The following is a 20886-nucleotide window of genomic DNA, read 5'->3' as shown; positions in this document are numbered from 1 at the left end:
TAAATTTGCAAATTGCAATGGATTGATTTTTTCATTTTGCAATTAAGTGCAATTTAAAAATGGATTATGCGTGTAGTTTTCATGCATCTGGTGCAGAAATGAGCAAAAACAAGCGTTTTTATTGATAAATAAAGTTGGCACACTTAATGCTTTATAGAAATTGACCCTTAATAAGCCGAGGGTCACCTAGCCAACTGACGTTGTTAGTGAACCTTATTTTTGTTCACATTCATATATAGCCAATCACGCTCATTGTGATTGGCTTTTTTTCTTTTTAGGTTGTGAAAATTACATCGGCACCTTGTCCTGACAGCCGTTGTAGCAGCTCGGTTTTCTCGGGCATACCGCTCCTCTTGAACAGATAACTCTGGCATCACTTTGAATACCACGCTCTATCCAATTAATGTTCAAAATTTTTGCTATTGTGGTGAACTCTTTCTGTATATGTCTAGGAATAGACGCACTGCCTCCGTTATCGACACATAAAGACTTGAGTTCCTCAGCAATATGTCGAGAGTCTCCCCCTGAGCATCGATCGCTGGGTTTAAATCGATGCCAGCACAGAGAACCCGGTTATTCCCCGCAGGATCTGTCATGTTGACGGATTCACAGCAGTAGATCCTTGGTTCATCACCGACGTTAAGGATGGAGATTTGCGCTGAGCTGCCACTCTGCGGCTCCGACAGTCTCCTAAACACTGCCCAGTGCTGACAAGGGTCGTTCACTTTGCGCATGTTTCCCCACGGCAGCGGGATCCCATTGCCTCGATATACGGCTTTTAACTTGTTCTGGCCATAGGCATCAAAGTAGTGCCAGTGCGGGTAAGGTGAGACCACAGTCATGCGGCGCATGGCAACAGAAGGTGAAACGCCCGCCTTGAGGTGAACATCAATCTCATAGCCACTGCGATCGAGAAGCTGCCTGAATGGCACTTTTGGACACAAAAGAGCACCAGCGAAAAAACTGGATTCAAAATCTCGCCAAGCTTGCAATATATCCTGAGAATTCAGATCTGAGCTGGGGGCGGTTTGGTGATGTTCTTCCCAGCTATTGGTGTGGCCAACCGATAGGACGCTCTTTAATCCCTCTTTACTGTGCAGGACACAGTGGCCTATATAGACAGCCAAATCGTATTTTAAGCGGGTTGGGTATTGTTTTAAAATCTCATTTAAATAGATAAAGCCAGGCGGTTCGAAGAAAGAAGTTACGATTTGTTTAGCACTCACGCCCAGTTCATCGACAATATCTTGCGGTGGACGTGACACCCAGCGAATGGTTAACCCCATGCTGCGGGCAATATCCATCAGATCTTCAGCAGATAAGTTGAGCCGCTTTAATCCCACTTCTTCTGCCGCACGTTCCAGATCAGGAAAATGGTTTTGGTTGCTTTCCTGATGGGCACGGATCAATAAATGGGCAAACTGGCGTCCAGTAATTCCGGTCTGAGAGAGCATTTCTGGAATGGCGATTTGTAAAATCTCATTCGAGAATAGAAAGCTGGGTTCAAGGGCCATTCCACTGATGCCACCTCTGTTTCCTTTATCGGGCGTGATATCGGCTTGCTCGGGCTCATCATCCAGAAACCAGGTCGGGTCTTTCTGGAATACTTCGGCAATGACTTCCAACATATCAATGCTTGGTACACGCTTGCCCCGCTCAATCATAGATAGGTAGGAAACGGAAGGAGCGTATTCTGGGTTGACCCGAATGCATCGCGCTGACAGATCTTCCATTGTCAGGTGGTTGCGTTTCCTCAGGTTTCGAATCTTAGTCCCTAAAAAATGGGACTGACGGATTAGACTTTTCGACAGCATCATTTTGTAAAATTCACATTGTAAAATTTTTGTTGTGAAATTGTAGTAAAAAATTCACTAGTATACCAAGTAAGCAAAGTCACAAACCTGCAATCAGTTAAACGCAAGTTTGAAATATTTGCTCTAGGACAGGAAAGTTGTGAAATATCCGCGAGGGAAACACTATGAATATGCTTACTTTCGATAAAACAGACATCCAAAAACAAGACAAGCCATTTATCGCTGAAGCAGTCTTCGCGGTAGAAAAGATGAACGCTAATCACACCATTGAAAAGCAAGTAAAGGCGAAACAATTGTTAGATCGCTTGTTCCCGCTTGAGAGTGGATCACACAAAGACGTGACCGCCTACGTTATCGACTATCGCCACGTGATGGCGTATTTCAAAGATGGCAGCCACAGTGGTTTGAAACATCCTAAACATTTTGTTGCTTACACTGGTGAAAAAGAGAACCCAGAATCCATCCTATTCCGAGATGGTACAGGTAGCCATGTTGAGCTGACATTTGGTAAGCACAAAGGGACAGGCTGTGTCGAGCTGGTAGACATTGAAGATATCCAACTGGAAACCTGCACCATGTTTCCCCAAGACAGCAGTGAGATTTCTGCAATGCGCCACTGGATCAGCTTGGTCAAAGGGGATGAAAAAGGCAAACCTCGTGCCTGTACAGAGCAGAAAGAGTACACCGCGAAAAATGGTGACGACTATGACTTAGAGTGTTGCTATACGCTAACTCGCTAATCTGACTATAATTAATTCTATTGACAAGGGCTCCGCGTTAGGCGGGGCCCTTATTGTATCTGACGTTCTGTAAATTTATGAAATAAAAAGGAAAAATATGACTGAGTGTCACGTATGAATAATGATAGAAATGTGTCATCTTTTTTATTGCACAAAAATATCATTAGTCACTATCTTATTGTTTTTCTGGTTACAAATTGATCGCTTGTTCGTTATTCATAAATTTAATGAGTGTTTTGTGTGAATTTTTGTTGCCACTACTCGGATACTATTTTTGTATGTGACTTGCTTGATTGCACTGTCATCATCCATGTTATTGATGCGAGCTATCGCAGTGACACTTCCTATTGAGTCGTTGGGGAGAAGGATTTTTATACCAATAACAGGAAAGTATGATGAAACAACGTCAAATGCTCTGGCTGATTGCCGCTGGATTAGGAGCTAGCCTACCAGTGACGGCCGCAGAGATGGTTAAAGTAGACAGTGATGCATTACTACAACAAGCACTTAAAGCTCAGTCAAACAGCGTCGTTCCGTTGGAAACTGGCTTCGCTGAAGTAAAACGCGTCGTTTTACCGAATGGTAAAGTCAAAGTTCGTTATCAACAGACACACATGGGTCTGCCAGTGTTTAACACCTCTGTGGTTGCCACTCAGACCAAAAGCAGCCAGAGTGAAGTTTACGGCGTCATGGCCCAGGGAATCAGTGGTGACTTGTCAACTGTCGCTCCCGCTCTGGATGAGAAACAAGCGATCGCAGCAGCGAAAAATGCGTTTAAGAAGCACTCTCTTGGCGCTTCTGATGCACCGTTCGAAAATTCTAAAACCAAGCTGATGGTGTGGCTTGATGACTCTCAAACCGCCAAAGTCGTCTACATGGTAGACTTCTTTGTTGCAGCAAAAGTACCAAGACGCCCATTCTACTTGGTTGATGCCACTACAGGCGAAGTACTGAAACATTGGGAAGGCATAAACCACGCTCAAGCGACAGGTACAGGCCCTGGTGGTAACGAAAAGACGGGTCAATACAACTACGGTACGGATTTCCCAGGGTTTATCGTCGATAAATCAGGCACTACTTGTACGATGAACATTTCAGCGGTCAAAACCGTTGATTTGAAGGGAGGAACGTCAGGCAGTACCCCATTCAGCTACCCATGTAGTGATGATACCAACTACAACGACAATAGATTTACTAATGGCGCGTATTCGCCTCTAAACGACGCGCATTACTTTGGTAAAGTTGTGTTTGATATGTTCCAAGATTGGATGAACACATCGCCGCTGACTTTCCAGCTCACCATGCGTGTTCACTATGGTACCGACTACGAAAACGCATTCTGGAACGGTTCATCAATGACGTTCGGTGATGGTAAGAACAGGTTCTATCCGCTGGTGGATATCAACGTCAGTGCGCATGAAGTGAGCCATGGCTTTACTGAGCAAAACTCAGGGTTAGTGTATTCCAATATGTCCGGTGGTATGAACGAAGCGTACTCTGATATTGCTGGTGAAGCGGCGGAATTCTACATGAAAGGTTCTGTTGACTGGATTGTTGGTGCCGATATCTTTAAGTCTTCCGGTGGTTTACGCTACTTCGATCTTCCGTCCAAAGATGGCCGCTCAATCGACCACGCTTCTCAGTACTACAATGGCCTGAACGTCCACTACTCAAGTGGTGTATACAACCGTGCGTTCTACTTGTTGGCGAACAAAACAGGTTGGGATGTGCGTAAAGGTTTCGAAATCTTTACTTTGGCAAACCAACTTTACTGGACAGCAAACAGCACGTTCGATGCAGGTGCTTGTGGTGTAGCAAAAGCCGCCGCTGATATGGGTTACAAAGTAGCGGACGTGGAAGATGCGTTCAACACAGTCGGCGTCAATGCGTCTTGTGGTACAACGCCTCCACCAACTGGTGATGTATTGGTAAAAGGTACGCCAGTAACTAACCTATCTGGCGCGAGTTCCTCTGAGGTTTACTACACCTTTACTGTCGACTCAGCGTCTAGCGTTGTGGTGTCTATCTCTGGTGGTACGGGCGATGCGGACCTTTACCTAAAAGCAGGCAGCAAACCCACAACAGGTAGCTATGATTGTCGTCCATACCGTTATGGTAACAGCGAACAGTGCAGCCTATCAGCCACACCGGGTACCACTTACCACGTGATGCTAAGAGGCTACTCTAGCTACTCTGGTGTAACACTAAGACTCGATTAATAAAACAAAACACAACATCCTATATTAAAGGGCTCCTTCGGGAGCCCTTTGTTTTTGTCTAAAGCCTCAAGCACTAACCTCGATCATCGAATGGATTCTGGTAAAGCACCATCAGCCAGCAATCAGTGCCCTTTGAGAGTAACGGCTATACCGAAAGCATCGGTGACACACCGTAATGTTCTCCAGCCATCAGCAACACACCAAACACCATCAGAATTAAGCCACCAAACAGTTGTAGATAGGCGCCAGCAAGAGCCCAGCCTCTACTTTTACTATCGGTGTTAGTCAGGTAGCGCTTAACCACATGTTTACCCGTCAATGTCATGATGGCAATCAAAGAGGTAGTCAACGCAGTGCCCGCTGCCATTAGGATCGCACTCACAACGCCCATCCAATACAAATTGGCAACATTGGCAAAAAGCAGCACCATAATTGCCCCTGTGCAAGGTCGTATGCCAATAGCACTGATAATGGCAAGGTACTCGCGCCATGTAGAAGCCTGATTAATGGCATCGGCCTGAACGACATGGTTATGACCACACCCACAAGTATGCCCATGCTGATGGACGTTTGGAGCTAGGCTGAGAGAAGGTCGGCCGGTTGCGCTGCCATCAATCAGTGAGGTTTTTGCTGAGGAAAGTGCCTCTATGGGTCTAACCGAATGAACGCGAATCTGAGGTTTGCGCATCGACTGATAAATCTTTTTCACGGCTTTGAACAGAATTAAACCACCGAATAACGCGACTAGGCCAAAACTGATGGTGACAAACAGCGAAGCTTGCTGGTTGACGACCCGCATGGAGGCACTGAAACCCCAGACTAAGACGGTGACCAATCCAATCGCGACTATAGCTTGAACCATGGCGGACACCACAGTGATCACCAAGCTGGCTTTCACCTTAGTAGGGTGAGTGGCTAAATAGGTGGTCACAATCACTTTCCCATGCCCTGGACCAAGGGAGTGCAGCATGCCGTACAAAAAGCTAAACCCAATCAGATAACCTCCGGCAACCATCGTATTTTGTTTGGCGTCATAGAGTAAGTCTGCCAGTTGAGTATTGACCTCCCGTTGCCAATGCAGTGTGTTTACGACCAGTGTCGGCCACGCCAGCCAGAGTTGGTAAAGTCCTGTCGCCAGTATAGCGGCGACAGCAAAGGCGACAAACCAAGCCTGATAAGGGCGAGAAGAGGTGCATTCTTGACGCGCCTGAGTGTTAATCATCAGCGTTTTCATATCGATACTCGTACATTCATTATTCAACGGAAGGAAGGCTGGCACAGTGGATCTTGACCGTCTGGGTAAACAACTGGCCGAGTGCATTGTCCGGGTCGGCATCCGCAGAGAGAGACATGGCGTAGCTCATTTGTTCAGACGTTGGGTTCGGTTCTATCAGCTCTAGATGACAGTGCTGAGCCAAATCGGCGGACAAGGTCACGTCATTGGAGGATGGCCACGTCATGCCGACATAATAGCTGGGTTCAAAAATCAGCAAGCGCAGCGAGTCACTAGTGATCGGGTGTGGTGTGGCAAGAGGCAGTTCGAAGCTTAGCACCAGTTTTGCCCGTTCTCGGCGCAGTGTGCCATTGTGAGCCGTTTTGTACTTAATCGGCGTTTCGCCATCGTAGAAATAGGTAAAGTAGTGCTCATACAACATATTGTCGAGTACCGAAGCGGAGACCGCCTGCAAAGAGGCTTGCTGATTTTCAGCGCTCATATCTTTTCCATCCAGCAGGTAAGCGGAGGTCATAGCGTCAAATGTCCATTCCATTTTTAAACCAGTGATCATGCCATTTTGGCCTTGAATATCGGTCTTCAAGTTAATCCAAGAGTGGGGGTGAGCTTGTACAGAAGCAGTCATCATCATGGCGATCAAAAGCCAGCACTGACGACACCAAGGAAGTTGAAAACAAACCCAGTGGGCCAAGGATAAGCCACGCACTGTGGTGTGAACATCAGTGGTCGGCTTTATCTGGTTCAACCATTGCTTGAGGATGTGTTCGAGTGTATTCATGCTGATGAAATAGGCTTTATTGTTATGTTATAACGTATGATGCATGAAGAATGGAAAAGTTCAATACGGGACATTTTATAAATTGTCACAATTGGGACGGGATAGACTTAAATCGAACACCGAGCTGATTTATTCATCATTGAGCGTGGTCAAGCTCTACAGCGGTGAATTTTTGTTCGTGGGGGAATGTTTGCTTCCGTGGGAAGGGGCCAATCGTGAAGAGTAATATCCCACTCAAGTCGATATAGGTTGTGCGCGTAGTTTCATATAGTTCGCTTCGTTTACTAATTTAGATAAAAACACTAAACATTCCGACGTTTTACCTACAGATTATGGGCAACAAATCGCATAAAATGCCTCTCAACTTTTGATTGAGAGTATTGGCATTGTGAGTAAACCATCCGACCTGTTTAAAACACGAAGACCTCATATGAGTGCGGGCTACAAGCCTATCATTGAAGAGAAACCGATTGGCCCGATGCCGGCCATGTGTCCAATCGAAGAGAAGGAGCCGGCTTTCGCTTACGCGGTCGAATACGCGTGCGAACAAAGTTTGTACAGCAAAGGGGTCGAGCCGCATATAGGTGGCCTTATAGGTAGGACCGAGCAAGAAGGCCCGCTCTCTCAATGGCTCAATGTCGCCAATGGACCCCATACTCGCAGTATTCTCTCGATAGAAAAGCAAGAAGCCAAACGATTGTGGGTCGGATGGAATGCACCGCTTCAGGCCGACGTCCGTTGGTCAGACATCACACCTCAAGACAAAGATAACCTCATTATCGAATACGCGTTTGTGCCGATTCGCCCCGCGATCCAAAGTGGCGAAATGCTCGGCCTACCGACCGAAGGCTATTTGTACCATTTTATTGATGGTGAACTGCTGCATGAATACCGCTTCCAAGGGGAAACTAAGTATCACTTTTTGATCACGAAGAGCACAGCGGGGGCCATGAATCCAGAGCCCGCAACCAAGTTTGGCATCGACTTTGTCTTGGCCCTGTGGAAGCGAGAGGGGCAGGTAGTGGCCGACCAACACTTGCTGTTTAGTCGAAAAGCTATGGATGACCAAGCCATGTCGGCGGTAGACGCGGCCTTTTTAAATGAGCATGGCGTCAAGCTCGATATGGACGCCATCATCCCTTTAACGGAAGAGGGGAGCCAGCGAGCATCTCATAAGGCGGCTCAAGGGGAAACCCTAGAGCAGATTGCTCAGCAGCACGGCGTCTCTCTTGAGACCTTGCAAGACTTAAATTCAACCTTGCCATTATCGCCACTGGACAAAGGGGCAGTCATCTACACCGAGCCAGTAGGAGTTTACAACCATGCTCTGGACGTTGGCTACCCGGCATTCAGTGCCCTGCTCAGTGAAGGGCTGCTATCGATTGGCCGCATCGCCCGTGAGAAACCGATTCCCGTGGTGAAGGTCGCCAGTTCAAACAAGAGCGCCTATGCCGCTTTGGCTCCGGTGCGCTATGCCATCGACAACCGAAACTTAGACACCCTCAATGATGAGGTGGTTAAAGGGCTCAACCCCATCACTGACACCAAGCTCTTCCCGGGAGGGGTGCTGCGCTCAGACAAAATACCTTATACCTTACGGCAGCTGCGCGATGGTTGGCTCTACGCCCTAAGCCAAGATCCCGAGACCGACGCCTGGTCTGTGGCCGAATACCAAGTAATCAAAGGAGAGTTCTACCGTTTTGTCGGTGACCTTGCCGAAACGCGATATAACGCGGTAGCAGAAAAGCCGCAGGCTTATGTGCTTTATCAAACTGACCGGCCTTATTTTGTTGGTTATGCGAGCCAGCGCTGGACACAAAACCTGCAAGATTTCTATACAGGCGATACTCCAGAGAGCCAACAAGCGAGACAAGAGTGGCTGCGCGATATCACCGCCTCAACGCACCGCCTGCCGATTGAAAAAATCTCAAAAGAGGTGGCCGATGTCGGCAATGAAGACTTAAGCGCGTTTTATTGGACCTGCGCGTCACCCTCGGTCATCGAAGTTGATGAACAAGGGCTTATCACCCCACTGCAGCCCGCGTACCTTACCAGCTACCAGTATCAAGTGCCGATATTATGCGCTCATCATTTTGTCGCTCTGGATGACCCTTTGGCTGACTTCACCGACCTGCACCTGCGCCTGTCGCAATCGGTATTGCCTTTGTTGCAAGACGACCACACGCAGCGAAAAACTGTGGTGGCGGAAGCCATTCGGAGCTTGGTGCGTGTTTCACTACCACCGGGCACCTTAGACAATATCCCGGTAGACAAGGTGGTTGAGGTCGAGCAAAACCTAGATACCTGTTTGGAGTACCACTACTATCAAGCGCGATTGAAGAAAGTCAATACTGTCAGTAATGCGGGCGCCGCCCTCGCTCAAGAAGCACAACCTGTGATCGCCGCCTACCCAGAAGCTAGAGCCAAACTGAATGAATACGGTATTGCGCCAGCTCTACTGGAGTCACGCTTTAAGGAGTATGCTGAGCGACGCAAAGCACACCGCCAAGTCAACTGGGCAGACTTAGACACCTTCTACAAAGGCTACCTAAGTACCCTTCATCACTGCGTGCCGATGATAAAGCAAGACGCGCCACACGTGATAGAGGCCATCGCCGCCTTAGGCACCGACCCACGGCGCTTTGGTCTCGACGTCGGCGAGCATGACCACCACCTGGTTCTAAGCACCCTGATGGATGCGGTACTCAATGATTTAGAGTTGAGTGTCCAGCACGTGGCTGAGTTGAGCGACAGCATTGATGAGTTGCTCACCGATCCGGATAACTTGTTAGGCTTGGCCTCTTACGGCTTCTCGTCGGAGATATATGTCGCCACTAATCAACTGTTCACGGACCTGACCTTTTCTGACTTTACCAATGAAACGCGTATTCCACTGAGTGGGTTCATCTCGGCGTTTAACGACGTGATTGGGTTCAGCGACTCTAATTCGGCCTTGTTTACGGCGACGAAGAACCTACTCATCCCCCTTGAAAGGCAAATCAATCAGGCCAAACAAGCGGTCACGGATAAAGGGGATAAAGCGGTGCGCAGCATGCAAACGCTGCGTTTTCGTATCATTAACCGTGTGATGAAACTGCCCGGTTTGTCGGCGCGCCGCGCCATGGCGATGTCGCTGTGGGGGCAAGCCCAAATGAGCAGTGGTAAGGTGCTTCTCAATGAGGGCCTGAGTGCGAAAATGCAAACCGCCAATGGCCGTTACCACCAGTTGTTAATGGAAGCGCACAGTACCAATACAGCCTTGTCCAAGCTCCCGGCTGAATCGCCGGAACATCGCCGAATGTCGAAGTCGTTACGTCAGATAAACAAACAGATCAGCCGCTATGTGGAATCTATCCCACCGGTGTTCAGCGAATACCAGAGCCAATCCGTGAGCAAATACACCTTCAGTAACGCCGCAAGCGAGGTTAATGGTGCCTTTAATCGCATCGGAGGCATGGATTTGGTGGTCGCGGCCTTAAACCTGATTAACTTCGCTTCACAAATGCAAACCTTGCAAGAGATGGAAAAGTCGGCCCCTTACCCGGATACGCGCAAACAACAAATGACCGTGACTTACAGTGTCGCGTGGTTTATTAATAACACGGGTGCGGTGGTAAAAGGGCTATCGTTAAGTAAGATCCAAGGCAAGTCCCTTATAATGGATAATTCGCTCAAGTCGCTCAAAACTGGCAGTGTTCAAGGCGTCAAAAGTGCAGGTATTCTCAACGCTCAGCGCTACCTAGCTCACTCGCTGATTGCCGGAGTTGCTGGGGTGATCGCCGCAGGGCTTGAAGGTTGGCAAGTCGCCGAAGATATCTCTGAATCAAAAAACTCGTTAGAAAGAGCGTTATTGATTGGCAAAGCGGGTGCTCTCGGAATGCAGACTATAAGTTGGGGCGGCTTGATCTATAACTCGCTGAGAAGTCGTTTTGGAGCCCTTGCTATTGGTAGCGTGCTCAATGGTTGGATGTTAGCCCTTAACTTCTGGGGCGCGGCTCTCTATGCAGTGGTAACCGTGCTCCTGCTGCTGACCAAAAGAACCGAGTTGGAAACCTGGCTGCGCCATTCAATATGGGGCAAAGAGCCTGACCTTAGCCGCAGCGCCGCAGATGAGTACCACGATTTATTAACCCTGATTAACCAGCCGTCAATCATGTTTCGTACCACTAAACGCGAGATTGATAGAGCGGATTCGCCAAATAGCGTGACTGTCAACTTTACAAAGGAGATCACTATTCTCCTGCCTAACGCTTATGACAATGAAGTGGTAAGCTTGTGTATCGAGACTGGCTTTAAACCATCGGATTATCAAAGCCTGACCACTCACACCTTATTCAGTGGCAAAGTGACACGTGATAAAAATGAGCCTACACTGTGCCGCTACCACTTACCCTTACCTAAACCGCTGCAACACCTAGTGGCGCAAGGGCAAGGCACGGTCAGGCAAGAGCAGGTCAACGTGTTTGTTGGTCGCCATGCCAATAATCCGTATGATAACAGCCATGCACTGGTTAGCGTTTACCAAGCGCAATCCTTAGCGGAGGTCGTGGATGGTAACGGCAAGTACAGACCTATGGTAGAGCTAGCGGAGTCAAAGCTATCACTGATGCCAACCCATCAGGCCCAACTGCGTATGCCGCCAATGCCAACCCAAACAGAGCCTAGTGTGGGTGAACCAGCCTAAAACCAAGGTAAAGAGGAATAGCCTTATGCTCTCACAAATTAAAACCTATCAGGTACAAGTGGAGGTGCCTAACTGATGTATGTATCTGTAGACTCGTTACCGGAGCTAACCCCAGAGTATCGACAAGCCCAGCAGCAAGCGGTACAAGATGCCAAGGTAGTCTATCAATTTGAAGTAGTAAAAGTGCCGCCTACCGATTATGGGGCAATCTTACTATGGCTAGTGTTAGTGGGCTTTATTTTGTGGTTAGGTACCCTATTAGGGTGGCTTGGAATGACGGTTTTTACCTTGCTTGCTTTTGCTTTGGCTAGCTACTTATATTACGCTGGCAACCCAGATACACAGCAAACAGTAACCCTAACCGAAAAAGGGATGATAGTCACAGACCTGACTCTCGTCCCTGACGCCTGCTTTGCCGCCTTACGTTACTCTGGCTATGTCGGTATTGCTATTTCGATTATTGGTGTGGTGCTGGTCGGGCCGATGATGTTTGTTGGCGCCGGCGCTGGGCTATTAATGTCGTTTAAAATGGCCGGAGTAGTCAATAGACCTCGGCAGCGAGTGTTGCCGTTTAATTCTTTGCTTAACTATCAATTCTACATTGCAGGCATCCAATATAAAAACAACCTTGTTCATTGGCATATGTTACCAATGATCGAAATGGATGATAATGACGATGACAGTGAAGAAGACCTTTATAACGCCAATGTAAACTTTTACTTGTCAAGTTATGCCGCCTCCCACGAGGAGCAAGCTCAAATCGTAAAACACCTAGCCCCCTTTATTACTGTTGTCGAGGAAGAATAAGCATTCACAGGTTTCCTAAACTGCAAGCCTGTGTTTGCTGGCGGTGTAATTGGGTTCGGCGAGCTAGAGAGTGCGCTAAACACGAAGTAACAGCTATCAGGTACAAGTGGAGGTGCCTAACTAATGGATGTGTCTGTAGACTCGTTACCGGAGCTAACCCCAGAGTATCGACAAGCCCAGATTCAAGCGGTACAAGAGGCCAAGGTGGTCTATCAATTTGAAGAGGTGATAGTTCCTGCTACTGATTACTGGACAATTTCTTTATGGTCGTTGTTTGGGGCAGGTTCTTTATGGCTTGTGTGGTGTGCTGTATCTGATGGCCTCTGGACGCTCGCTGTCATTATTTTATGTTTGACTGCCGGTATACTGTCGTACTTATATTACGCTGGTAACCCAGATACACAGCAAACAGTAACCCTAACCGAAAAAGGGATGATAGTCACAGACCTGACTCTCGTCCCTGATGCCTGCTTTGCCGCCTTACGTTACTCTGGCTATGCCGGTATTGCTATTTCGCTTATTGGTGTGGTGCTGGTCGGGCCGATGATGTTTGTTGGCGCCGGTGCTGGGCTATTAATGTCGTTTAAAATGGCTGGTGTAGTCAATAGACCTCGGCAGCGAGTATTGCCATTTAACTCTATGCTTAATTACAAATTTTTTATTGCACCTGCCATAAAATATAAACATGGACTTGTTCAGTGGCATATGTCTCCAATGATCGAAATGGATGATACTGATAGTTATGAGGACGGTGAAGAAGACCCCTATCACACTCAACGAAACTTTTACTTTTTAAGTTATGCCGCCTCCCATGAGGAGCAAGCTAAAATCGTAAAACACTTAGCCCCCTTTATTACTGTTGTCGAGGAAGAGTAAGTATTTACAGGCTTTCTAAACAGCAAGCCTGTGTTTGCTGGCGGTGTAATTGGGTTTGGCGAGCTAGAGAGTGCGTGCTAAACACGAAGTAACAGCTATCAGGTACAAGTGGAGGTGCCTAACTGATGTATGTGTCTGTAGACTCGTTACCGGAGCTAACCCCAGAGTATCGACAAGCCCAGCTTCAAGCGGTACAAGATGCCAAGGTGGTCTATCAATTTGAAGAGGTGATAGTTCCTGCTACTGATTACTGGACAATTTCTTTATGGTCGTTGTTTGGGGCAGGTTCTTTATGGCTTGTGTGGTGTGCTGTATCTGATGGCCTCTGGACGCTCGCTGTCATTATTTTATGTTTGACTGCCGGTATACTGTCGTACTTATATTACGCTGGTAACCCAGATACACAGCAAACAGTAACCTTAACCGAAAAAGGGATGATAGTCACCGAGCTGACTCTCGTCCCTGACGCCTGCTTTGCCGCCCTACGTTACTCTGGCTATGCCGGTATTGCTATTTCGCTTATCGGTGTGGTGCTGGTCGGGCCGATGATGTTTGTTGGCGCCGGCGCCGGGCTGTTAATGTCGTTTAAAATGGCTGGGGTAGTCAATAGACCTAGGCAGCGAGTGTTGCCGTTTAACTCTCTACTTAACTATGAGTTTTACATTGCAGCCATCCAATATAAAAACAACCTTGTTCAATGGCATATGTCACCAATGATCGAAATGGATTACGGTGATGATGAGAAAGCAAGAGATCTGTACAACTTCAAACGAAACTTTTACTTTTTAAGTTATGCCGCCTCCCATGAGGAGCAAGCTAAAATCGTAAAACACTTAGCCCCCTTTATTACTGTTGTCGAGGAAGAGTAAGCATTTACAGGTTTCCTAAACTGCATTTTATATTTAGGACACACACCATTTTAATTTTATATTTAGGACACACACCAATAAATCGCACACCAATAAATCGTTTTTTTATATTTAGGACACACACCAATAAATCGCACACCAATAAATCGTTTTTCAGACATCAAATTTAAGCCAAAACAGCAGTGTTGCCCGGGCTTGGAGCCTGTGCTTGAAACACAATGGGGCATATCCGCACTAGCCGACTAAAAGGCTTAGGGCGAACCACCTCCTCCAAACCTGTATGGTTTGTTACCTGCCCATTGAAAAACAGTAAATTCAGGACACACACCAAAAGTGTTTTCTCTTGGTGTGTCCTGAATTTACTCTCTGAATTTACTCTGAATTTACTATATCTCTGATGCCTGTCACCAAAATCGTACTTGATGGTATTGACCTGACACTACCCCCAAATTAGAATTGGGCGAGCTCTCGACACTGATACAAAATCTCATAACGCACCGGAAGGGTTAGTTATAATTAAAACTATCATCAATAAAGACTTAAAGTATGGTCTTTGTTATAAATATTGAAAAATACGACCTTGGATTGTTAATTTTTCTGTACATTTAATATTTTTAATTAACGAGAAAAAGTATGGGCGTTCTATCTTATTGTAAAATTGATGACATGGTTATCAGCCGCAATATGCAAAACCATTTGAATTAAATCGAATCAAAAGTGGCGCTTGGTAACTTGCTGGCCACATCGGTTGCATCATCACAATTTGTACAAATTTTCTCTGGGCGTATGAGTGCTGGGAAAAGATTAAAAACGATTTATGAGCACGATTGGGAAAAATTCGGTCAAGCGATGGCGAGTAGTCACTTTGTAACAAAAGAGCTAGTTAATCGTATTGCTGACAAGGCGAGATTGACCTCCAGCGGTAAAGAACAAATTTTTGGAAATGTGTATATGATGCGACTCGCAATTAGTTTACTCCTGCTATCTTCGAGCGCGTTAGCAGGCGTGCAAACCTCATACGACAACCTAAACGCTATGTTTTCCACGTGTTCTGCCACTGAGCCGATAAAGGGGAATATGCGTGATAAATGGCTTGAGAGTCAGTCTGAAGCGGTTATCAAAACGATGCTATTAACGCTAAAACATCGTGCTTTTCAGCAATGCATAGCAGAAGCCGACAAGGAGTATTTGTATCAATCTTTCCTTGTTTATATTAATACAGGAAATAGAGAGTTACTAGACATCTACCTTTCATTGCGAGAAAACGATGTATTACAGAGCCAAAAGCAGTATATAGACGCCGAGTTTCTAGACAATGCCGATCGGCTAGCCAAGTTGAGCGTATTCTCGACCAACTTCGATACCTTGCAAGCGTACGAAGAATTTAAGAGACAAGCCAATAACTCGTTATAGAGCTGGATCATATAGTGAGGAGAGAAAACGTCGAAAGCTACCAAAAACAATCTTGCTTATTGCTTAAATTTGTCAAAGATGAGCGATCTCACTCGCTTTTTTTTATACCCTATTCAAATATCACCCAGCCTTTTTTTGCCATATGAATAGCCACTTCATACTCTGAAATGATAATAAACGACTTTCACTACGAAGAAATGATGAGCAGTAATTGCGAAATAAGTGTAAATCGTCAAGCAGCTTACTCCTCCTTGGAAATTTGTTGCTTTCTTATACTTACCTCTGTTTAAAAGTAACGTTTTGCACTTGTTATATGATTCGATGCTTAACAAGGATAAGAAACATGTCATACAGAACACGAGTAATCATTCCAATACTGTTTTTGGCTGGGTATGGTCAAGCGCTGGCTTCTCATACTGAGCAATCAAATTCAACCGTAACGTTTGCCGAACAAATGCTGGCTGCTGTGAATGAGGCACGGTCACGCCCACAACGATGTGGTTCGACAAGGATGCCTGCGGTTAAACCACTTACCTGGGATTATCGGTTAGAACGCGCTGCAGAGAGGCACTCAAGTGATATGGCTAATAATGATTTTGTCAGTCACACGGGATCTGATGGCAGCTCCTTTATCGATAGGATCAACCAAACTGGTTATACATGGCGCCGTGCTGGTGAGAATGTAGCAGGGGGGCAGCGTTCTATTGAAGCGGTAATGAGATCATGGATGTCTAGCAGAGGCCACTGCCGCAGCATAATGAACGCTAATTTTGAGCAAATGGGCGCTTCATTGGTGGAAAACTCATCAGCAAGATACCATTTCTATTGGACCCAGGTCTTTGCCACGCCCAGTCGATAATAATTACATGCAACTCTAAGTACCGAATATGGTGGCCCGAGAATAAGTTATGATCAACTTTGTTACAACTTGGGCACCAAATATCGTAATCACTTTAATACTGAGGGATCCCCTGATTTTATCATGATCCCTACAAAATGTGGGACACACACTATAAATTCAGGACACACACCAGAAGGTGTTCACCAGAAGGTGTTGTTTATTATGATGAAAATTTGGGACACGAAAATGTCGAAAATGTGGGACACACACCAACAAAGCTCACACCAATACCAATAAATCGAAAGCTAAGTTCTCCAAACCATCTTGAGAGTTATAGAGGAATATTGTCGCCGACTTGGACTTGAGGAAGGTATTTTATTGAATATCGCTACGTTTATTTCAACGCCATGTCAGCTATCAAGCTGTGGGGGAATATCTAAAAGCTTTCGAGTAACGCTTACTCAAAGGTGAGTAAATGAAGCTTTTTCTTATTCAGCGCTGCTTTGGCGATGATAGCCTTGGCTTGACTGCCTACCGCCGTGACGTGAAATTTCTCCAATTGAGTACACACCTTGAGCCAGTTATTGCTGTCTCCTCCAAGCCTATCTAATATCGGGGGCAGGCTGGTATTCATCGATGCTTTGTTGGGCCGAATTTGACGGGCTGTCCAGTCGACTAATTCAAGATAATCCATCAATCGAAAAGGAATGCCGTCTCTTTTTAAGTGGCTCTCGTGACCGATAAATGGATGAAGGCAAGGGGCTGTAGATTGCTGTTGGTTTAAGGCGTCGATTCGAGCTTTGATGGAAGTGAATTCTGAGTCTTCGGGTTTAGTGGCAATGCCTGCTCGAATAGGATTGAGGTCTACGTACGCCATCGCAGCGGCAAGGGCTTTTTCATCAAGCAAAGCTTGGCTTTTAAATCGACTTTCCCAGAAATGCCCAGTGCAGCTATCTTCTTTGTTCGCTTTGCAAGAAATATCGTAGTTAAGCTCCTTCATATACCAGCTTAAATCCCACAGACGTCCTCGCCAACGTTCAATGATCTCGATACATTTTTCCTGTTCCATTGGGTGAGTAAGCTGGCCATCAAGCCAGCGCTGAACAATAGGGGGTAACTTATGCGCCATCCCCCAGCGCTCAACAACCTGATGATGTGATAAGCCCAAGGCTCTCTCTCGATTGATATTGACGACTAAGTGGTAGTGATTACTCATGATGGCGTAAGCACAAATATCGATGCAGTAGAGCTCAGCAAGCGAGTGCATTTTGTTGACAATCCACTCTCGGCGATGCTCATAACTCACTAGGGTTTGTGGGTCTTCACCACATAAAAAGCTGCGCCTCACACACCGAGAAACGCAGTGATAATAGGATGTGGCTTCAATAGAGATAAGTTGCTTGCGCGCAGTTGTCATCAATGTGTCTCCTTGTCGAACAATAAGAAGTTAGCAATCATTCAAACCAGAGTTTGTAATCAGTCCCTCGAAAAGGGGGAAATCATACTTATTTAGTCCTTTTGGTGTGTGTCCCCGAATTCATGTGTTTGGTGTGTGTCCCCGAATTCACGCCCGAATTCACCCGAATTCATGTGCCGAATTCTTCGAATTCCTCCCGACCTTTTGGAGTGAAAACTGAATATAAGCCGATGTTTAATGAATTGTAGCTCTGCTGGTGCTGCGTGTAGAAAGTTAAAGTGTCTGTCTAAATTGTTACCGATAAGAGAGGACGATATGGACTTTGGACACGATCCGATAAAACGCTTATTTTTCAAATTATACTGGCCAACATTAACGGGAATGCTCACCATGGCAGCTTACCAACTGGCTGATGGCATCATTGTTGGGTATGGCGTGGGTACCATGGCATTAGCTGGTATAAGTATGAGTTTTCCACTTTTGTTTGTTGCAATCTCGCTTGCTATGTTAATTGGCGTAGGTAGCAGCATGGTTATTGCAATTAAACTGGGAGAAAACCAATCTGCGGTCGCCAATCGTGTTTTTCACTACAGTTGTAGCATTTCTTTATTGGTTTCTGTTGCGTTAGCTTGTGTATTGCTGGTGTTTACAGATACATGGGTTGGCCTACTTGGTGCCAGTGCTGATATCCAACCATACTTAAAAGAATACTTAATATACTGGACGTTATTTTTGCCTACGCTTTTCCTCCGGTTTAGTTTTAGCTTCTTTGTTAATAATGACAAATCTCCCCATATTTCACGTAATGCAAACATTGTATCCAGTCTTTTGAACGTCTTGCTCGATCTCCTGTTCGTCCTTGTTTTAGAGTGGGGAATAAAGGGTGCTGCTATTGCTACGGGTATCTCTCAAGCGCTTGCTGTTATTTATATGGCTTATCATTTCTACCTCGGTGAAAAGCATCTTTCATTTAAAAACTATGCATTTAAGATACGCGACCGCGAACAAAAGCGAGTGATAGGTCTAGGCTTTCCTATTTTCATCTCAGAAATTTCGGGCGCTTTGGCTTTCGCAATGCTGAACAAAGCTGCAATTTCACATGGAGGAAGTGAAGCCGGTGCGGCATTGGCAACCGTTAATTTCACGCTATTTTTTGTGATGAAGTTTCTTGTTGGCGCAGCTTTCTCGGTACAACCAGTGTTTGGTTTTAATCATGGAGCAAAAAATCATCATCGCATCGAAGCGCTACTCAACTTTTCACTGAAATTCGTCTTTGTGATAGGTGTATTAGCTTATGTCCTCATCTATTTGTTCGCTGAGCAGCTCGTCACTCTATTCAATGTTGTGAACCCTAAAGAGGTCCAATTAGCGATTCAAGCTCTTTTGTTGTTCTACCCTGCTACCGCGTTTATGGGAGCAAACTTGATATTCGGAGCCTACTTTCAATCAGTCGAAAAAGTAAAGGTAGCAACTAACTTAGCGTTAATTCGTGGCATGGTTTTAGTCGCGTTTTTTTTAATGGTGTTACCAGACATCTTTGGTTTGGTAGGAGTGTGGCTGGCGATGCCATTGGCCGAATTCATCGCCTTTTTGTTAACGCTTCCTTTGCTCTATTTTAAGAAGGAAGAGCAGTTAGTGTAGTGGTTACATAAACTATCGAATTGTGCTTTCAGTGATTGGAATTTGTGGCTTGCTTTTTTCGCCACTGAGCAGGGGTTTGCCCTGTCACCTTTTTGAATTGGCGGATAAAATGCGTAACATCTTTCCAATCTAACTCGGTGGCAATGGTCTGAACAGAGAGTGAGCTGTGAGTCAACCGATAGGACGCTTTCTGTATTCTGGCCTGACAGATCCATTCTCCAACCGTAAAGCCAGTTTCTTTTTTTACTATGGTTGCCACATGAGAAGATACGCGGTGCACTGCCGCTGCCACTTCTTTCAGTGAAATTGCATTGTGGCAATTCTGATGAATGAATTTCAGTGACTCTGATGCTAATTGACTGATGGGTTTTTGGCTGTGTTTAAAGCTCATCCCTCGGTATACATCACCTAAGATGATTGAGAGATAGGAGCTCAACAAGTGGGGGATTCAACACTTGATTGCTGACTTTCATCGCCTAAAGCTTCTAGAATTCGAATCAAAAAAGGCAGTCGCTCTTGGTCTACCGGAACGTTAGGTAAGGCCCCAGCGGTCACTTGCTGAAAAGGCTGCATCAATAAGCTTTCTGCATCCACCCCTAAACAGCCAATGCAAAAAGACACTAAATACATATCAATGTTTTCGGCCCTTAAGGCTTTGTGGGGTACACCAGGAGGAATGATGACGATAGCAGGAGCAACAACTTTTAAATTGGAACCATAGACCATCTCGACAACACCTTTGGTTAGCAATGCCAAGCGATGTTCTGGGTGGTGAGCTGTCTGATTATGCCCGTCAAAAGAGACACCAACCAAGTGTTCGATTTCAACATTGTGGGTGTGCTGCATCAATGATTCCTTCGGCTATGTACCATAGTATTAGCCGATTTTACCTTATAATAGAGGTTATAGATCAAGTTTGTCTTATTCAGCGTAGCGGACTTGGCGTTGTGCACGACCTTAACAAGCTGAATTTTTACCTGCGGCACCTTCTAACTCGAAAGTGCCGCCCTATGTACTACCGTGAATACTATGTGCTGTTCAATGAAAAGGGGACCTATAACCTTGTTAAGAAGCCCGTTTTCAAATGCTTGAGGCCTTGTTTAGTATGGTGTCGCCAATATTATTTTGCGCAGAATGGTTGGCTTTTATTAATGTTAGTGCAAGGCTGGGTTTCTGGTCCGTTTGGGTTGCGACCTAGCTCAACCACTTTTTTACCATTAACATCAAACATTGCGAAGTCGTATTGCTCAATTTGATCAGTGTCCCAACGGTCTAACTTAAGTGTTTTGTTCTTTAAGTCTACTTGAGAAACCCATAGAGTCGGGAAGTTCATATCATACGCTACGTCCCACTTTGTATAGCCGCTACGCATTTCATGAGCAACACCTTCAATAATATTGCCTAGTTGTTTATTGTCGCGGATACCAAAACGTTCTTCATACGCTTTAACTTCCTCCAGTGCATATTGAGCTCGGTGACGACGATCCAAAGAGTTAATCGACGCCGTTGGGAAGCGCTTCTCACCCATTAGCTCTTTGTCGATTTCCGCCATA

At 45.9% G+C, this 20886-nt stretch carries 15 protein-coding genes and 2 pseudogenes; 10 read left to right on the top strand and 7 right to left on the bottom strand.

All coding sequences use genetic code 11. The annotated features are described in order from the left end of the window. Nucleotides 1-288: 288 nt before the first annotated feature. Nucleotides 289-1817, bottom strand: a pseudogene (locus tag KW548_18340) (DUF3612 domain-containing protein). A gap of 161 nt (nucleotides 1818-1978) precedes the next feature. On the opposite strand from KW548_18340, the gene KW548_18335 reads away from it, so the two are divergent. Further along, nucleotides 1979-2554, top strand: a complete 576-nt coding sequence (locus KW548_18335) for a hypothetical protein (protein ID QXX09053.1) — start codon at nucleotides 1979-1981, stop codon at nucleotides 2552-2554. Nucleotides 2555-2946: 392 nt separating this feature from the next. After that, complete coding sequence (locus tag KW548_18330) at nucleotides 2947-4773, top strand: M4 family metallopeptidase (GenBank protein ID QXX09052.1); 1827 nt, start codon at nucleotides 2947-2949, stop codon at nucleotides 4771-4773. 145 nt (nucleotides 4774-4918) lie between these two features. On the opposite strand, the gene KW548_18325 is transcribed toward KW548_18330, so the two are convergent. Both KW548_18325 and KW548_18320 read right to left on the bottom strand, forming a co-directional pair. Continuing rightward, on the bottom strand, nucleotides 4919-6007 hold the full coding sequence (locus tag KW548_18325; GenBank protein QXX09051.1) for a nickel/cobalt transporter: 1089 nt from the start codon (nucleotides 6005-6007) through the stop codon (nucleotides 4919-4921). Between the two features lie 19 nt (nucleotides 6008-6026). Beyond that, nucleotides 6027-6638: a DUF1007 family protein gene (locus KW548_18320; GenBank protein QXX09456.1), complete on the bottom strand. Its 612-nt coding sequence runs from the start codon at nucleotides 6636-6638 to the stop codon at nucleotides 6027-6029. Between the two features lie 577 nt (nucleotides 6639-7215). On the opposite strand from KW548_18320, the gene KW548_18315 reads away from it, so the two are divergent. The 7 genes and pseudogenes from KW548_18315 (at nucleotide 7216) to KW548_18285 (ending at nucleotide 16293) form a co-directional block, all read left to right on the top strand. Next, the gene (locus KW548_18315) at nucleotides 7216-11469 is read left to right on the top strand and encodes a LysM peptidoglycan-binding domain-containing protein (GenBank protein ID QXX09050.1); all 4254 of its coding nucleotides are present in this window, start codon (nucleotides 7216-7218) and stop codon (nucleotides 11467-11469) included. A 75-nt stretch (nucleotides 11470-11544) separates the two neighbouring features. Beyond that, complete coding sequence (locus tag KW548_18310) at nucleotides 11545-12276, top strand: hypothetical protein (GenBank protein ID QXX09049.1); 732 nt, start codon at nucleotides 11545-11547, stop codon at nucleotides 12274-12276. A gap of 123 nt (nucleotides 12277-12399) precedes the next feature. Beyond that, nucleotides 12400-13152, top strand: coding sequence for a hypothetical protein (locus tag KW548_18305; GenBank protein ID QXX09048.1), 753 nt, complete (start codon nucleotides 12400-12402; stop codon nucleotides 13150-13152). A gap of 125 nt (nucleotides 13153-13277) precedes the next feature. Next, a complete protein-coding gene (locus tag KW548_18300) occupies nucleotides 13278-14021 on the top strand; it encodes a hypothetical protein (protein QXX09047.1) in 744 nt (247 codons plus the stop codon). A gap of 633 nt (nucleotides 14022-14654) precedes the next feature. Further along, nucleotides 14655-14992, top strand: a pseudogene (locus KW548_18295) (hypothetical protein). After that, nucleotides 14973-15434, top strand: a complete 462-nt coding sequence (locus tag KW548_18290) for a hypothetical protein (protein QXX09046.1) — start codon at nucleotides 14973-14975, stop codon at nucleotides 15432-15434. The pseudogene KW548_18295 and the gene KW548_18290 overlap by 20 nt, the downstream one beginning before the upstream one ends. 343 nt (nucleotides 15435-15777) lie before the next feature. Next, nucleotides 15778-16293 (top strand): CAP domain-containing protein, encoded by a 516-nt coding sequence (locus tag KW548_18285; GenBank protein ID QXX09045.1) that lies wholly within the window; start codon nucleotides 15778-15780, stop codon nucleotides 16291-16293. 439 nt (nucleotides 16294-16732) lie between these two features. Here KW548_18285 and KW548_18280 read toward each other — a convergent pair whose 3' ends face one another. After that, nucleotides 16733-17692, bottom strand: coding sequence for a transposase (locus KW548_18280; protein ID QXX09044.1), 960 nt, complete (start codon nucleotides 17690-17692; stop codon nucleotides 16733-16735). A gap of 315 nt (nucleotides 17693-18007) precedes the next feature. On the opposite strand from KW548_18280, the gene KW548_18275 reads away from it, so the two are divergent. After that, nucleotides 18008-19333 (top strand): MATE family efflux transporter, encoded by a 1326-nt coding sequence (locus tag KW548_18275; GenBank protein ID QXX09043.1) that lies wholly within the window; start codon nucleotides 18008-18010, stop codon nucleotides 19331-19333. A gap of 28 nt (nucleotides 19334-19361) precedes the next feature. On the opposite strand, the gene KW548_18270 is transcribed toward KW548_18275, so the two are convergent. The 3 genes from KW548_18270 to KW548_18260 form a co-directional block, all read right to left on the bottom strand. Continuing rightward, complete coding sequence (locus tag KW548_18270; protein QXX09042.1) at nucleotides 19362-19724, bottom strand: AraC family transcriptional regulator; 363 nt, start codon at nucleotides 19722-19724, stop codon at nucleotides 19362-19364. Nucleotides 19725-19765: 41 nt separating this feature from the next. Further along, a complete protein-coding gene (locus tag KW548_18265) occupies nucleotides 19766-20179 on the bottom strand; it encodes a hypothetical protein (protein ID QXX09041.1) in 414 nt (137 codons plus the stop codon). Between the two features lie 274 nt (nucleotides 20180-20453). Further along, on the bottom strand, nucleotides 20454-20885 hold the full coding sequence (locus KW548_18260) for a hypothetical protein (protein QXX09040.1): 432 nt from the start codon (nucleotides 20883-20885) through the stop codon (nucleotides 20454-20456). Between the last annotated feature and the right edge of the window lies 1 nt (nucleotide 20886).

The organism is Vibrio neptunius (genome assembly GCA_019339365.1).
GTDB lineage: Bacteria > Pseudomonadota > Gammaproteobacteria > Enterobacterales > Vibrionaceae > Vibrio > Vibrio neptunius.
The sequence above is the reverse complement of the archived record's forward strand: the minus strand, read 5'-3'. Positions and strand labels throughout refer to the sequence as shown.

Bases quoted from the DNA above. Each gene is read 5' to 3' on its own strand.
- KW548_18335 (QXX09053.1), top strand. From the start codon at position 1,979: ATGAATATGCTTACTTTCGATAAAACAGACATCCAAAAACAAGACAAG.
- KW548_18330 (QXX09052.1), top strand. From the start codon at position 2,947: ATGATGAAACAACGTCAAATGCTCTGGCTGATTGCCGCTGGATTAGGA.
- KW548_18325 (QXX09051.1), bottom strand. From the start codon at position 6,007: ATGAAAACGCTGATGATTAACACTCAGGCGCGTCAAGAATGCACCTCT.
- KW548_18320 (QXX09456.1), bottom strand. From the start codon at position 6,638: ATGATGATGACTGCTTCTGTACAAGCTCACCCCCACTCTTGGATTAAC.
- KW548_18315 (QXX09050.1), top strand. From the start codon at position 7,216: ATGAGTGCGGGCTACAAGCCTATCATTGAAGAGAAACCGATTGGCCCG.
- KW548_18310 (QXX09049.1), top strand. From the start codon at position 11,545: ATGTATGTATCTGTAGACTCGTTACCGGAGCTAACCCCAGAGTATCGA.
- KW548_18305 (QXX09048.1), top strand. From the start codon at position 12,400: ATGGATGTGTCTGTAGACTCGTTACCGGAGCTAACCCCAGAGTATCGA.
- KW548_18300 (QXX09047.1), top strand. From the start codon at position 13,278: ATGTATGTGTCTGTAGACTCGTTACCGGAGCTAACCCCAGAGTATCGA.
- KW548_18290 (QXX09046.1), top strand. From the start codon at position 14,973: ATGATGCGACTCGCAATTAGTTTACTCCTGCTATCTTCGAGCGCGTTA.
- KW548_18285 (QXX09045.1), top strand. From the start codon at position 15,778: ATGTCATACAGAACACGAGTAATCATTCCAATACTGTTTTTGGCTGGG.
- KW548_18280 (QXX09044.1), bottom strand. From the start codon at position 17,692: ATGACAACTGCGCGCAAGCAACTTATCTCTATTGAAGCCACATCCTAT.
- KW548_18275 (QXX09043.1), top strand. From the start codon at position 18,008: ATGGACTTTGGACACGATCCGATAAAACGCTTATTTTTCAAATTATAC.
- KW548_18270 (QXX09042.1), bottom strand. From the start codon at position 19,724: ATGAGCTTTAAACACAGCCAAAAACCCATCAGTCAATTAGCATCAGAG.
- KW548_18265 (QXX09041.1), bottom strand. From the start codon at position 20,179: ATGCAGCACACCCACAATGTTGAAATCGAACACTTGGTTGGTGTCTCT.
- KW548_18260 (QXX09040.1), bottom strand. From the start codon at position 20,885: ATGGCGGAAATCGACAAAGAGCTAATGGGTGAGAAGCGCTTCCCAACG.